Here is a 14,422-nt window from a genome sequence, read left to right on the forward strand (position 1 = left end):
TAGTATAATGGTCTAAAGTATAGTTAGATCATGAACCTAGACTCTCTTAAAAAGAAAATATCTGATTTAGAAATAAATGCTAAGACCGAATTCGGCTCAGCTAATAATAAGTTGGAACTCGATAATATTTATCGTTCTTATTTAGGAAAAAAAGGTAAAGTCAATCTTCTTTTGAAGTCCCTAGGATCTCTGCCTCAAGAAAAACGAAGGGAGGCTGGAAAACTCCTTAATAATTTAAAAGGAGTTTTAGAGAATAATTATGCCCATATTTCTTCCTTGATTAATGATAAAGCCAATCTGGCAAGATTAGAAAAGGATAAGCTTGATATTAGTCTTCCTGGATTTAGCAGTAGAAAAGGATCTATCCATCCTGTCACACGAACCATCCGTGATGTCTGCAATTTTTTTGAACGGATGGGTTTTGATGTCGAGGCTGGGCCAGAAGCTGAAATAGATTATTATAATTTTGAAGCTTTAAATGTTCCTGAAGATCATCCTGCAAAAGATATGCATGATACTTTTTACCTCAACAATGAAGGATTATTAAGAACTCATACTTCTCCAGTTCAAATAAGGACCATGGAAAAGAGCGAGGCTCCCCACAGGATAATTTGTCCGGGTAAAGTCTACCGAAAAGACTCAGATTTAACTCATACTCCCATGTTTCATCAGATTGAAGGTCTCGTAGTGGAAGAGGGAGCATCCTTTGCTCAATTAAAAGGTTTATTGAATGATTTTTTAACAGATTTCTTTGGAGAGGAGGTCGAGTTGAGATTTAGGCCTTCATATTTCCCTTTTACAGAACCCTCCGCTGAAGTGGATATAAGATGGAAAAAAAATTGGTTAGAGGTATTAGGATGCGGTATGGTTCATCCAAATGTTCTTAATAGTGTTGGTGTTGATACAAAAAAATACAGTGGATTTGCATTTGGATTAGGCGTAGAGAGAATGGCTATGCTGAAATATGACATTCCAGACTTAAGAGCTTTTTTTGAAAATGATATTCGCTTTTTAGATCAATTTTAACATGCAGTTTAGTAAGAATTGGTTGAAAGATTTCATTGATATAGATCTATCAACGGAGATTATTTGCTCGCAATTAACCATGGCCGGACTAGAAGTGGATGGCTATGAAGATGTAACTTCAAAAATAACTGGCAAAGACTCAATCATTAAGTTAGATATCACTCCAAATCGAGGAGATTGTTTTAGTATTCTTGGTGTCGCTCGAGAGTTATCTGTTATAAATAATTTGAAATTAAGCTTGCCAGATATTTCTTCCATTGATGGCACTTTCAAAGACAAGATTAAAGTAAAAGCTTGCCCAGAGGCCCCCTCTTATTTTGGGCGGACCATAAGAGATATTTCTGTCAATTCTAAGACTTTGCCTTTAATAGCGGAAAGACTCAAATTCAGTGATCAGAAACTTATTGATCCTGTTGTGGACATCACAAACTATATTTTGCTTGAACTTGGACAGCCTTTACATGCATTTGACCGAGATAAACTAAGGGGAAATATAACTGTTAGAAATGCTTTTAATAAAGAAAAGATTAAGCTCTTAGATGATCAAGAACTTGTACTTGATGACTCTTGTCTAGTCATATCTGATGAAGAAAGTGCAGTAGCATTTGCAGGCATCATGGGAGGTAAAGAGTCTGCTGTTTCTGCCTCAACAAATTCGATATTCCTCGAGAGTGCTTTTTTTAAACCTTCTACAATAAGAGGTAAGGCTAGACGTTATGGCTTTCAAACAGATGCATCTCTCAGATTTGAAAGAGGAGTGGATTATAAGATACAAGAAATTGCCATCGATAGAGCCTCCATTTTATTGAGAGATACTATTGGTGGGAAGTTTAGTAAAGTCACATCATCAACTTTGAAGAATCAATTACCGAAACAAACAAAAATAAATTTAGATTTAGAAAAATCAAATGGTCTTTTAGGAACAAAGATTTCTAAACAAGTTGCTTTAAGATATTTTAAAGGACTTGGTTTTGCACCTGAAAGCTTAAAGAATAGCTCCATATCTGCTATTCCTCCTTCATGGAGATATGATCTAACTATTGAAGCAGATTTGGTTGAAGAGTTAGCTAGGCTGGAGGGTTATGATTCTCTTCCACAATTATCACTAAGCCCAATTTACAAAAAAATAGAACTAAATTCACAAAGTCATTTGAGTGATCTTTTGTCAGCCAAAGGCTTCAATGAGATTATAAGCTACTCTTTTATCAGTAAAGATGACCATGATCTTTTTGGCGAAGGAGTGGCAGCTCTGGAAGTAAAAAATCCCATTTCGCAAAATATGTCAGTTATGAGAACGAACCTTGTTTCAGGTTTGGTGAATACTTTTCTGCATAATCTCAATCATGGGCAAGATTCTCAGAGACTATTTGAAATTGGAAATACATTTTCTTTAAAAAACACTAAAGAGGTAGCTGAAAGAAATACTCTTGCCGGTTTGATGAATGGAAAAGTTAATGAAGATAACTGGAAAGAAAAAGCAAAAGATATTTCATTCTATGATGTAAAAGGTGTTGTTCAAGATCTCCTTAGAGAATTCAAAGGATCTGTTGTATTCGAGAACTGTAAAATAGATTTTTTACATCCTGGCATATCTAGCTTAATAAAAATAAATAAAAAAATTATTGGGTTTATGGGTTCTCTTCAACCAATATACTTAGATCGGTTAGGTTTAAGCAAAGATATCTATATTTTCTCAATAGAACTGAATGGTCTTCAAAAAAATGTCTCAACCTCTTATAAAGAGTTTTCAAAATTCCCCTCAAGCTCAAGAGATTTGTCATTTGTCGTAAATAAAAGTATTGCTTCTTCATCAATTGAGAATGTTATTAAATCCGCAGCGGGTAAATTCTTTAAAGATATTGAAATATTCGATGTTTATGAAGGGAAAGGCATTGAAGAAGTGAAAAAAAGTATAGCGATTTCAGTATCTTGGCAATCAACCAAACAAACACTTAAGGACTCTGATATTGATTCCGCAGTAGAAAGAATAGTAAACTCGATGAAAAAAGAATTGGGTGGAGAAATAAGAGTTTAAATGAATAGAACTATCACTAAAGCAGATATTGTTGAGCATCTTCATGATGAGCTAGGATTAAACAAGAGTGAATGTAAGCAACTTATAGAGGGCTTTTTTCAAGAAATTAGAGATTCTCTAATCAATAATGAGGCAGTTAAATTATCTGGTCTAGGCAATTTTGAACTAATAGATAAAAAAGAAAGACCTGGCAGGAACCCTAAAACGGGTGAAAATGTAACAATCAAAGCAAGAAGGGTAGTTACCTTTAAAGCAGGTAACAAATTAAGACAAAAGATAGCTTCATTTGATGAGTAAGATTCTTAATAAAGAGAAAAAATATTACTCCATTGCTGAAGTTGCCGAACTTTGCAAAGTAAAAGCTCATACCTTGAGGTTTTGGGAAAAGGAGTTTAAGGATTTACAGCCTATTACTCGTAAAGGCAGCAGAAGGTATTATCAAAATGACGATATCGAACTTATTAAGCAGATACATTCTTTGTTGTATCTAGAGGGCATGACAATCGCAGGTGCAAAAAGGAATTTAAAATCTTTTTCTCAAGAACAGAGAAAGGATGTAAGAATTCAAAATATGCTAGAGGATCTTAAAAGGCTTCTTGCTGAAATCAAATAGTCGGGGCGTGGCGCAGTCTGGTAGCGCACCACACTGGGGGTGTGGTGGTCGCTGGTTCAAATCCAGCCGTCCCGACCATTTTTAGCCACTGCTAGCCAGAAAGGATTACCTTCCCTTCTTCAATCATTCTATTTTGAGTTTCCTCACTAATACCAAGATGATCAAGTATTTCTTTGCTATGTTCTCCTAATTTTGGTGCTGGTCTTTTTATTTTGGTAGGTGTTCCATCAAATAGAGCTGCTGGTCTTGCTTGTCTGACTTCTCCAAATCCTTCATATTTATCCTTAAGAATTGTTTGGTTAGCAATAATCTGTTCATGCTCCATCAGTTCCATTCTATCCAATAAAGGAGCACTTGGTACACCTTCTGTTTGAAATCTATCTAATATCTCTTCGCTATTCCATTTTTTTATTTCTTCTCCAGTAATTTTTTTTCTCTCCTCTGAATTAATTACTCTAGCTGCAGAGGTAGCAAATCTTTCATCCTCTATAAGGTCTTCCATGTTGAGCGCATTACACATTCCTTTCCATTCAGCATCGGAGACTGCCCCTGCAGTTATATATCTATCTTTTGCTTTATAAATAAGATCTTGAGAGCCTTGTAACTTTCTAACATCGAATTCATTATCTTTAAAGACTAAACCAGTCATTCCTTCGGGCCAAAAGAATGCAACAACGGAATCAAGCATAGAAAGTTTGATATGTTGGCCTTCAGAATTCTTCTCTCTTGCATAGAGTGCTGAAGAGACAGCTTGAGCGGCAGTAAGAGATGTAACTTTATCAGCTATAACTATTCTGAACATTTTTGGTTCTCCAGAATTCCTATCGGCTTGAATATCTGTGGCACCTGATAAGGCTTGAATCACCGGATCATAAACTCTTGACTGTGCATAAGGACCTTTATTGCCAAAGCCACTTATTGAGAGGTATATTAAATTTGGATTTATTCTTTTTAATTCTTCATAACCAAAACCCATTCTATCTGTAGTTCCAGGTCTGAAGTTTTGCATGAAAACGTCTGACTCTTTGATTAGTTTGAAAAGTACTTCTTTTCCTTCTGTCGATTTAAGATCTATCGCTAAAGACTTTTTCCCTCTGTTACATGAATAAAAAGGTGCATTTACTCCATTATGAGGGGCAGCCATATGCCTAAGCTGTTCGCCCCCCAGAGGTTCTACCTTTATGACTTCTGCTCCTTGGTCGGCTAAGATCATAGCTCCCATCGGTCCAGAAATCATACTGGTCAAATCAATTATTTTTACTCCCTTTAGTGGTCCTGTCATGTCTTCGTCTTATAGTTTATGTCAAAAGCAATTCTATATGCTTCTCTATTTCTAATAGTTTTATGATACTTTGATACGTTCATTGGTAAATTAAATTCATAGGCTTCGGCCCAATCTAGACATGTAGTTAGAAGAATATCAGCTAAACCAAAGTCATAACCGAACAAAGAATCTTGGTCGATAAGGATATTTTCTACGAGTGCAAGATATTTTTCAAAATAATTCCGACAACTTTCAACTACTTTTGGTGAATCTCCATATATATCTTTCAAGTCGTAGTGCCTCCTCATCACGTATAAAGATGTTTCGTCTAACTCGCCAAATATAAAATTACACCACTCATCCTCTAGAGCTATAGCTTTATCGTCTTGAGGTATGAAAATGTTTTTTGAATTACTAATTCTTCTAAGATATCTGCATATAGCTACACTTTCTGATAAGAGAAAATCATCATGTTTGAGAAGAGGTATTTTTTGTTTTGCATTGAGTTTTGTAAATTCTTTTGTTTGAGTTTCACCAGTTCTTGGACCTATGGGAAAGAGTTTATACTTGAGACCCAATTCCTCAGCCATCCAGATGGGTCTAAGAGTCCTTGCCGTTCCTGCTCCCCAAATTTCTAAATTTAAATTCAAATTTATCTCCTTAAAATTTAATTTCATATTAGACGAATAATGAAAAAGAGGGAAATTCGGAGTAAAAGAAACTTAAAAATATATTTAATAAATTTTCTCTTTACTACTATACAAATTATTTATATGTGTATATAATTGTCATCAATATCTAGAGTCGTTTAATTCTCCCCAGAAAAAAACCTCTCCAAGGTAAGCAATCTAGATATGAACAGTAACTGAGAGACGTGTAATTCTCCCAAGAAAAACCTCTCCAAGGTAACTCACTCAGTTGTTTAAGTAAGATGTAGCTGTCACCCATTTTTTAGCTGCACTAGCGAAAATAAGCTGCATCTTACTATCTATGGTAGGTGGGGCTTTAAATTAATTTTTGGTTGGGCGCAGCAAAAAGTTTCATCTACCACTCTTTTTTAACATCAAAGACGCAAATGACAATTTATTTCTATTTAAATATTTCTTTATCCTATTTTGGTAAAATAAAAGTATGAGTCTAGAGTTTAAGGTCTTATCCCATGCTTGCCTATTAATAAAATCAGATGATACCTCGATTGTTATTGATCCTTGGCTTTTAGGTTCATGTTATTGGCGTTCTTGGTGGAATTTTCCTAAGGCCAAATTTGATGTTCAAGAGATTGAGGAAGTCGACGCTGTTTTGATTTCACATGTTCATTGGGATCATTGGCACGGGCCCACTTTAAGGAAATATTTTAATGATAAGAGAATAATAATTCCAGATGAACCAGGTTTACGCTCTAGAGGCGATTTGCAACAAATGGGCTTCAAAACGCAACCAGTTAAACATGGCAAAACCATTCAATTAGGTAGCTTTAAGATTACTTTATACCAGTTTGGTTTGATATTTACAGATGCAGCAATAGTTATCGAGGCAAATGGAAAAGTGATCCTGAATGCAAACGATGCAAAAATTGCTGGATTTCCTCTAAGACATATCTTAAAGAGACACGGCAATATAGACTTTGCCTTTAGGTCTCATTCATCTGCAAACCAGCGTATTTGTTATGAATTAGAAGGAGGAGATTATGCTCAATATGATGATCCTGAACATTACTTTAGGTCATTTGCACTTTTCATGTCCGCAGTTAAACCAAAATATGCTATTCCTTTTGCCTCTAATCATTGTCATTTACATAAGGAAGTTTTTAAATTCAATTCTTACATTTCTGATCCTATTGAATTAGAAAAGTATATAGAACAAGCAAACCATAAATATAACTGGGAGTTAAAAGTTATGATGCCCGGATCTAAATGGACTGAAGAGTCTGGTTTTCATTTAGAAGATCCAATAGAGTTTAAGAATAAGGATATAGCATTGGAAGAATACCAAAATGATGTGAAAGATAAGTTGGAAGCAACTTATGAAAAGGAAGGCAAGATAGAAATTGATGAACCAACTTGGGATAAATTCAAATTAATGACTCAAACACCTTTTTACAGAAAAGGCCTAGGAAAATTTATGGTTTCCGTTACAAAACCTGATGGTTCAGGGGGTTCAAAATTGATCCACAAAAATCAAATACAAGATATTAGTTTCACTATGAAAAGTGAATCTGGCATTCCATTAATAATAATACCAGCTTTAGTCTTTAGAGATTCTGTAAAGAAGAATATGTTTGAGCATGCTGGCATATCAAAAAGATGTAGATTCCTGGCATCTAATGAAAAGGATATGAAAAGGTTAGTAAGGATAGTCAATCATATTGAGCAGAAAGAAAGATTACCTCTTGCATTAACAGCTAGGCAATTTATGAGATTCCCGATAGCCTATGTAAGAAGATGGAGAGAATTATTTGTATACCTAGAAGCCTTTTACTTGAGATATTTGAAGAAGTTGCCTCTTTACATCGTAGAAGAAAAAATTCTAAATAAGACTTGAATTAATATCTATGACTACTTCGGATAATGAAAAACTCGCAGAGTTCAAAAAAAATACAGCTCCATGTATTGAGACCTTAGGAGGTAAACCAATAAAGTTTCAATCCGAACCCCCTTATCTTGAAATGGAATTTGTGGCTATAGAAGAATTTACACATTCCGACGGGAAGATAGTTCAGGGTGGTTTTGTAACTGGTATGTTAGATGCTCCCATGGCTCATCTTCTGATGTATTTATTTGACGAAAAAATTATACCAATGACATTAGATATAAATGTAAGTTTTCTAGCGCCAACCAGACAAGGCAATCTAACAGCCTTTGCAGAGATAATTCAATTAGGAGGCAGCACTGCCTTCATGGCTAGTCGTTTAATACAAGACAATAATATGGTTGCAACTGCAACTTCTACTGTAAAAATTATTCGAACAGAATAAAAATCAAACTCCAAAGTCCCAAGATAAACCGTCGTGATATCTATTTAAGATTTCTTTAGCTATTAAGATTCTATGAACTTCATCTGGCCCATCTGCTAGCCTTAATGTTCTGAAACCTTGGTACATTCCTGCTAATGGTGTATCGCTAGATACTCCTCTCCAGCCATGCATCTGAATAGCTCTATCAACAACTCTAGTTCCTGCTGCAGGTACAAATACTTTGATAGCTGAAATGTCTACTCTTGCATCACCTTCTTTATCCATAATTTCTGAACAGTGAATTGTCATTAGTCTTGAAGCCTGAATATCCATATACGAGTCAGCAATAAATCCTTGAATAAATTGTTTTGTTTCTAATTTTCCTCCATGAACTTCTCTTTCAGTTGCGTATTTAACCATTATGTCAAATGCCCTCCACATCTGTCCTATTGTATTCATACAGTGATAGACTCTTCCTGCTCCAAGTCTATCTTGTGCTGCTTGGTGGCCTGAACCTCGCGCGCCTAGTGCATTTTCAAGAGGTACTCTTACATTTTCATATTTTATTTCCATATGATCTCCTCCAGTATGACCCCATATGGGAACTGATCTAACTTTCGTTAATCCTGGTGAATCTGTTGGTACAATAATTTGAGTCATTTTGGAATTAGCTCCACCCTCATCTCCATCATCTTCAGTCTTGCACATGACAACTAAGAAATCCGCTCTGTTACCATTCGAGGTCATAATTTTATGACCATTGATTACCCACTCGTCTCCTTCCTTTACAGCTGTTGTTTTAAGTGACCTTGGATCTGATCCTGGCGAATCAGGCTCTGTCATTGAGAAACCTGATTCCATTTCTTGGTTAATCAAAGGGATAAGCCATTTTTTCTTTTGTTCATCTGTTCCGTATTTAACAAGAATTTTTTGATTTCCAGAATTAGGTGCAATTACTCCAAATAATCTATTACCTAGTGGTGACCAGGCAAGGATTTCATTCATGTAAGCTAACTCTAGGAAGCCATTATCCATTCCGCCATATTCAGATGGAAGATGAGGTGCCCATAAACCTTGTTTCTTTACTTCTTCATTAATTTCTTTTCTAAGCTTTTTTGATTTATCTCCACCGGCATAGATAGTTGCTTCGTTAGGTATAATTCTATTTGCAACTATATCTGCTGTTCTAAGACGTATATCATTAATTTCTTCTGAGAGAGTGGGAATTGGTGATATTTGCATTTTCGATTTCCTTATTTAACCAGTTTTAGGCTATTAATTTACGTAACAAACATTACTCATGCAAGCATTAAAGCATGGAAGATATTAGTTCTTTTATGCTTATAATAAGAAAGACTAAATAGAATTAAAAAAATGATAAAAGAAAAATCTGTATTGGTATTAGGAGTTGGACCCGATCAAGGATTAGGTGTAGCTCTTTGTAAGAAATTTGCTGAAGAAGGTTATAAGGTTTTTGGTTGTGGAAGAAGTAAAGAGAACATGGATGCCCTTAAGAAAGTTAAAGTTTCAAAAGGTTCTATTGAGGGAATAGTCGGTGATGTGACTAATCCAGAGGATGTACTGAATATTTTTTCTCAATTAGATGAGGCAGATGTCAAGCTAGAATCTGTAATTTACAATGCTGGTAACAATAATGCTAAACCTTTTCTAGAAATGGATTTAGATTTTTTTCAGGACCTATGGGAGGTCTGTGCTAAAGGAGCTTTTTTAATTTCGCAGCAAGCTATTCCAAGACTTTTAGACGGTGGAGGTTCACTTCTTTTTACCGGAGCCACTGCCTCTATCAGATCTAAACCTCCATTCACAGCTTTTGCAGCAGCAAAGAGTGCTGAAAGATCTCTGGCTCAGGGACTTGCTAAGGAGTTTGGACCTCAGGGGATACATGTAGCGCATGTAATAATTGATGGCATTATAGATGGAGATAAAGTGAATCTTAGGTTTCCTGATTTTGCAAAATCAAAAGGAGAAGATGGTAAGCTAAATATAGATAGTATTGCTGAGAATTTTCTGATGCTACATAAACAAAAGAAGAGTACATGGTCTTTTGAGATAGATTTGAGACCGTGGTCAGAAAATTGGTAAAAAAAATTAGGGGAGAAAATGAAAAAAACATTAGTCATAGGTTGTTTCTTGGCCCTCATTTACAGTTGTGGAGGCATTAACGAAGAAGACTTACTGAGAAATAGTTCGCAGGGACAATTAATTGGTGTAAAGGCAAATAACAATACATATGCATGGAAAGGGATACCTTTTGCTCAACCTCCAGTGGAAGCATTAAGATGGAAGGCTCCTGTAGCTCCATCAAAATTCGACTCAATTTTTGATGCTTCAAAATTTGCAGATATATGTTTTCAAAGAGATGGAGTGATGACAGGTAATGAAGGAGGATGGTCTGGATCAGAAGATTGTCTGTATCTTAATGTCTGGACACCTGACTGGTCTTCGGATGAAGTAAAAAATCAAAAAGCTCCAGTCATGATGTGGATTCATGGAGGAGGAAATACTATTGGTTCTGCTGACACATATGATCCATCTCATATTGTCTCAAAACATAATGTAATCGTAGTAACAGTCCAGTACAGGATGTCTAATTTAGGATGGTTTAGGCATCCTTCGCTCAGACAAGATAATTCTTCAAAAGAGGATAAATCAGGTAATTTTGGTACCTTGGATAACATAATGGCCCTTAAATGGATAGGCGAAAATATTGAAAATTTTGGAGGAGATCGAGATAACGTAACAATTTATGGTGAGTCAGCTGGTGGTCATAATGTAGCAGCACTATATGCCTCTCCTATAGCAGAGGGCCTATTTCATAAGGCTATTGTTCAAAGTGGCATACTTTCTCACTCTTCAGTAAATGATGCTGAATCTTATTATCCTGAAAGTGGTATTTCAGGAATACAAAGCTCTAAAGAAGTAATCAATAGACTTTTACTAAATGATGGAACTGTTGAGAGTCTAGAGGAAGGCAGAGTTAAACAGGACCTAATGGATTTAGAGGATCTAGAAAGTTACCTAAGAGCCAAATCACCAGAAGAACTACTTATAGCTTATTCTGATGCAAGACCAAAAAAAGGTGGCATGACTAGAGCTTTTAATGACGGTTATGTAATAAGAAAAGAAGGTATTTACGAAACTTTTGTAAATAACAAGCTTCCAAGAGTACCCATTATGTTTGGTACTACTAGGTATGAAACTAAATTATTCAACATGCGAAATCCTGACTTTGTGAAATGGGGAGAAGGAGAGGGTTTTATCGCTAGAACGCTTTCGCAATTTGGTATTGATCAACTTCCGTTAGAAATATTAAGACCAGATTATTACAATGCAATAAATCAATATGCCTCTGATTCATGGAAAGAGAGAGCAGTTGATTCTCCGTCACGAGATCTAATAAATACAGGTTATAAAAGTACATTTGCATATAGATTTGATTGGGATGAATTACCTAATGTTTTAGGTATGGATTTCGCAGAACTCATCGGATCAGCTCATGCTATGGAATTATTGTTTCTATTTCCTGCTGGACTAGAAAATATAATAGTTAAAAATTTGGTTATCGAAGATCAAGAAAGTGTAACCAAATTATCTGATCAGATGATGTCATATTGGGCAGAGTTTGCTTATTCTGGTAGTCCAGGCAGAGGAAGATCCAATGAGTTACCTGAGTGGAATGCATGGTCAGATCAGGGTAAATATATGATTTTGGATTCTGAGTTAGACCAAGGTCTTATCATGTCAAATGATGAAATTACTAAAAGTTCAATTGTAAGTAATTTAGAAAAGGATACTCGATTAACTTTAGTAGAAAAGTGTGAATCACTATTTGCACTCACCTACGGAGAAGATCTACCACAGGAAACATTCGATGGTTTTAGTGGCGGGTATTGTTTATCATTGGATTATTCAGACTTACTTAAAAGGATAGAAAATAGAGGAGATGATGATGACCAAGAAAGTTGATTTTTATTTTGATTTTGCCAGCCCTAATGCTTATTTAAGCCATAAGGTAATGCAATCTATTAAGGAGAGAACAGGTGCTGAAATTAACTATATTCCAGTTTTATTGGGTGGTATTTTCAAACTTACTAATAACAAACCTCCAATGGAACAGTTCTTTGGGGTAAAGAATAAAAATGAATATCAAAATGTAGAAATGCAACGTTTCATTCAAAGACACGGTTTGGATAAATTCCAAATGAATCCTCATTTTCCTGTAATTAGTTTACAAATTATCAGAGGTGCAGTGGCTGCTGATATGGATGGTTATCTAGAAGAATACATAGATAAGATTTTGATTCATATGTGGGAAGAGCCCAAAAAAATGGATGATCCAGAAGTTATTAAAGCTGCATTCGAGGAGTCCGGACTTGATGCAGATAAATTGATGAATCAGATGCAAGATCCAGAGGTGAAAGCGAAATTAATATCAAATACTGAAGCAGCAGCAGAGAGAGGAGTTTTTGGAATACCCACCTTTTTTGTTGAGGATGAAATGTATTTCGGTAAAGATAATTTATGGCAAGTGGAGGAGAAACTTGGTGAATAAGCTTCTTACGCCTTTAAGTTTCACTAGAGGGCCTGATATGAAGAACAGGTTTATGCTTGCTCCTTTAACGAATTCTCAGAGTCACGAAGATGGAGTAATGTCTGAAGAGGAATTCCATTGGTTAACGATGAGAGCAAAAGGCGGTTTTGGACTAACCATGACTTGTGCTTCTCATATACAGGCCATAGGCAAAGGTTTTCCAGGTCAAATGGGTGTATTTTCAGATGACCATTTAGAAGGTTTAACTAGGTTGGCCAAAGAAATTAATGATCAGGATAGTATTTCAATTGTGCAATTGCATCACGCTGGCATGCGTTCTCCAAAAGAACTGATTGGAGAAGATCCGGTTTGTCCCTCTGATAATGAGGAGTTTTCAGCTCGCGCATTAACTTTAGATGAAGTTAAAATTCTTAGAGATGATTTTATTGCTGGAGCAGTGAGATCTGAGAAAGCGGGTTTTGATGGTGTAGAACTTCACGGCGCTCATGGTTATATTATCTGTCAGTTTTTAAGTGATGAGGTCAATCTTAGAGATGATGAATATGGGGGCGATCTGAAAGGTAGAGCTCGTTTACTCAATGAAATAATTGATGGTGTCAGATCGGAATGTGCCAGTGAATTTATGCTCGGTGTCAGATTATCTTCCGAAAGATTTGGCATAAAATTGGGAGAATCTAAACAACTTGCTGAAGAGCTTATGGTGTCGGATAAACTAGATTTCTTGGACATGTCTTTATGGGATTCATTCAAAGAGCCTCAAGAAGAAGAATACAAAGGTAAATCATTGTTACAACATTTTGCTGAGCTTGAAAAAGGGAATACCAGATTAGGCGTTGCGGGTAATATCAGAACTCCACAAGATGCAACTCGTGCTATGGAAGAGGATATCGATTGGATAATGTTAGGGAGAGCCGCAATATTGAATCATAACTTTCCGGAACTTTATGCAGATAACCCAGAATTTGAAACTCCAGTCATTCCTGTATCCGTTGAATATCTAGCTGGTGAGGGTTTGTCCCCAAAATTTATCAACTATATGTCTAATTGGGGATTTGTTGATGGCTATGACGATAAAATGAAAGAAGCTCTCACTAAAGCTTAATTCAAAAAGCTATCGTCTTTCTCTACCATAAGGTCATATATAGGTTGGTAGCTTGCCCACATTCCAAAAGGTGAGCCCACCTGGCCTCTAGTTACTTCTGCCACATCATCAGGAATTCTCTGCATCTGTCCAACATTCTCTGCTAGCAGCTGAGATTGACAACAACGATCCATCGATAGGAATCCCCAAGCAGCTTCATCAACAGTTTTACCAGTTGTTAAAAGCCCATGATTTTTTAATATAGCTGCTTTTTTATCCCCCAATGCTTCTGCAATTCTATCTCCCTCACTTGTCTCAAGAACAACTCCTGTAAAGTCATCAAAAAGGACATGGTTATCATAAAAAGCACAAGAATCTTGAGTGATAGGCTCTAATAACCTTCCCATTGTTGAAAAAGTTTTTCCATACATTGAATGAGAGTGAGCCGCTGCATTTAGATCAGGATGGTTCATATGGAGTCTGGAATGGATGGCAAAAGCTGCATTATTTACGGGCCTATCTCCTATAACTATATCCCCATCATGACTTACTAATAGCAAATCAGACACTTTCATCTGTCCGAAGTGTACCCCAAAAGGGTTCACCCAAAAATGATCCTTATGTTCCGGATCTCTTAATGTTATGTGGCCTGCGAGACCTTCATCGAAACCAAAGTGCGCAAACATACGAAAAGCACTCGCTAATCTTTCTAGACCATGTCTTCTTTCCTCATCAATAGAATTAAATTCAGGAGGATTTAAGTCACCTCTATTTCTTGGCTCCGTCTTGCCTTTTGTTACATCTATTTCCATCATTTGTTCTCCGATAAAGGTAATAAATTAAATTCAGCTAATTAATCTAGCATATTTGCTAAAAT

At 36.0% G+C, this 14,422-nt stretch carries 14 protein-coding genes and 1 tRNA gene; 11 read left to right on the forward strand and 4 right to left on the reverse strand.

Going from position 1 to position 14,422, the window contains the following annotated elements; genetic code table 11:
* Window positions 1–30: 30 nt before the first annotated feature.
* The 5 genes from pheS (at window position 31) to M9C83_01520 (ending at window position 3,752) form a co-directional block, all read left to right on the forward strand.
* On the forward strand, window positions 31–1,026 hold the full coding sequence (gene pheS, locus M9C83_01500) for a phenylalanine--tRNA ligase subunit alpha (GenBank protein ID URQ66899.1): 996 nt from the start codon (window positions 31–33) through the stop codon (window positions 1,024–1,026).
* Between the two features lies 1 nt (window position 1,027).
* Complete coding sequence (pheT, locus tag M9C83_01505; GenBank protein ID URQ66900.1) at window positions 1,028–3,061, forward strand: phenylalanine--tRNA ligase subunit beta; 2,034 nt, start codon at window positions 1,028–1,030, stop codon at window positions 3,059–3,061.
* Complete coding sequence (locus M9C83_01510) at window positions 3,062–3,358, forward strand: integration host factor subunit alpha (GenBank protein ID URQ66901.1); 297 nt, start codon at window positions 3,062–3,064, stop codon at window positions 3,356–3,358.
* Window positions 3,351–3,674 carry a MerR family transcriptional regulator gene (locus M9C83_01515; protein URQ66902.1) on the forward strand — a complete coding sequence of 108 codons (324 nt, stop codon included), beginning with the start codon at window positions 3,351–3,353 and terminating at the stop codon, window positions 3,672–3,674. The genes M9C83_01510 and M9C83_01515 overlap by 8 nt, the downstream gene beginning before the upstream one ends.
* A 1-nt stretch (window position 3,675) precedes the next feature.
* A tRNA-Pro gene (locus M9C83_01520) sits at window positions 3,676–3,752 on the forward strand.
* Window positions 3,753–3,765: 13 nt separating this feature from the next.
* On the opposite strand, the gene M9C83_01525 is transcribed toward M9C83_01520, so the two are convergent.
* Both M9C83_01525 and M9C83_01530 read right to left on the reverse strand, forming a co-directional pair.
* On the reverse strand, window positions 3,766–4,956 hold the full coding sequence (locus tag M9C83_01525) for a CoA transferase (GenBank protein ID URQ66903.1): 1,191 nt from the start codon (window positions 4,954–4,956) through the stop codon (window positions 3,766–3,768).
* Entirely contained in the window at window positions 4,953–5,588 is a 636-nt protein-coding gene (locus M9C83_01530) for a glutathione S-transferase family protein (GenBank protein URQ66904.1), read from the reverse strand. The genes M9C83_01525 and M9C83_01530 overlap by 4 nt, the downstream gene beginning before the upstream one ends.
* Window positions 5,589–6,069: 481 nt before the next feature.
* On the opposite strand from M9C83_01530, the gene M9C83_01535 reads away from it, so the two are divergent.
* Together M9C83_01535 and M9C83_01540 are read left to right on the forward strand one after the other, a co-directional pair.
* On the forward strand, window positions 6,070–7,479 hold the full coding sequence (locus M9C83_01535) for an MBL fold metallo-hydrolase (protein ID URQ66905.1): 1,410 nt from the start codon (window positions 6,070–6,072) through the stop codon (window positions 7,477–7,479).
* A gap of 10 nt (window positions 7,480–7,489) precedes the next feature.
* On the forward strand, window positions 7,490–7,912 hold the full coding sequence (locus tag M9C83_01540; protein ID URQ66906.1) for a PaaI family thioesterase: 423 nt from the start codon (window positions 7,490–7,492) through the stop codon (window positions 7,910–7,912).
* Between the two features lie 3 nt (window positions 7,913–7,915).
* Here M9C83_01540 and M9C83_01545 read toward each other — a convergent pair whose 3' ends face one another.
* On the reverse strand, window positions 7,916–9,133 hold the full coding sequence (locus tag M9C83_01545) for an acyl-CoA dehydrogenase family protein (protein URQ66907.1): 1,218 nt from the start codon (window positions 9,131–9,133) through the stop codon (window positions 7,916–7,918).
* Window positions 9,134–9,265: 132 nt separating this feature from the next.
* Here M9C83_01545 and M9C83_01550 point away from each other — a divergent pair, with 132 nt between their 5' ends.
* From M9C83_01550 to M9C83_01565, 4 genes are read left to right on the forward strand one after another with little or no spacing between them, the layout of a single operon-like run.
* Window positions 9,266–9,994, forward strand: coding sequence for an SDR family NAD(P)-dependent oxidoreductase (locus M9C83_01550; protein URQ66908.1), 729 nt, complete (start codon window positions 9,266–9,268; stop codon window positions 9,992–9,994).
* Between the two features lie 18 nt (window positions 9,995–10,012).
* On the forward strand, window positions 10,013–11,878 hold the full coding sequence (locus M9C83_01555) for a carboxylesterase family protein (protein ID URQ66909.1): 1,866 nt from the start codon (window positions 10,013–10,015) through the stop codon (window positions 11,876–11,878).
* A complete protein-coding gene (locus M9C83_01560; GenBank protein ID URQ66910.1) occupies window positions 11,862–12,464 on the forward strand; it encodes a 2-hydroxychromene-2-carboxylate isomerase in 603 nt (200 codons plus the stop codon). The genes M9C83_01555 and M9C83_01560 overlap by 17 nt, the downstream gene beginning before the upstream one ends.
* Window positions 12,457–13,566 carry an NADH:flavin oxidoreductase gene (locus M9C83_01565; protein URQ66911.1) on the forward strand — a complete coding sequence of 370 codons (1,110 nt, stop codon included), beginning with the start codon at window positions 12,457–12,459 and terminating at the stop codon, window positions 13,564–13,566. Before M9C83_01560 ends, M9C83_01565 begins: the two co-directional genes overlap by 8 nt.
* Here the strand turns inward: M9C83_01565 and M9C83_01570 are convergent.
* On the reverse strand, window positions 13,563–14,360 hold the full coding sequence (locus M9C83_01570) for a class II aldolase/adducin family protein (GenBank protein ID URQ66912.1): 798 nt from the start codon (window positions 14,358–14,360) through the stop codon (window positions 13,563–13,565). The genes M9C83_01565 and M9C83_01570 overlap by 4 nt on opposite strands.
* Between the last annotated feature and the right edge of the window lie 62 nt (window positions 14,361–14,422).

Source organism: SAR86 cluster bacterium (genome assembly GCA_023703575.1).
GTDB lineage: Bacteria > Pseudomonadota > Gammaproteobacteria > Magnimaribacterales > Magnimaribacteraceae > Magnimaribacter.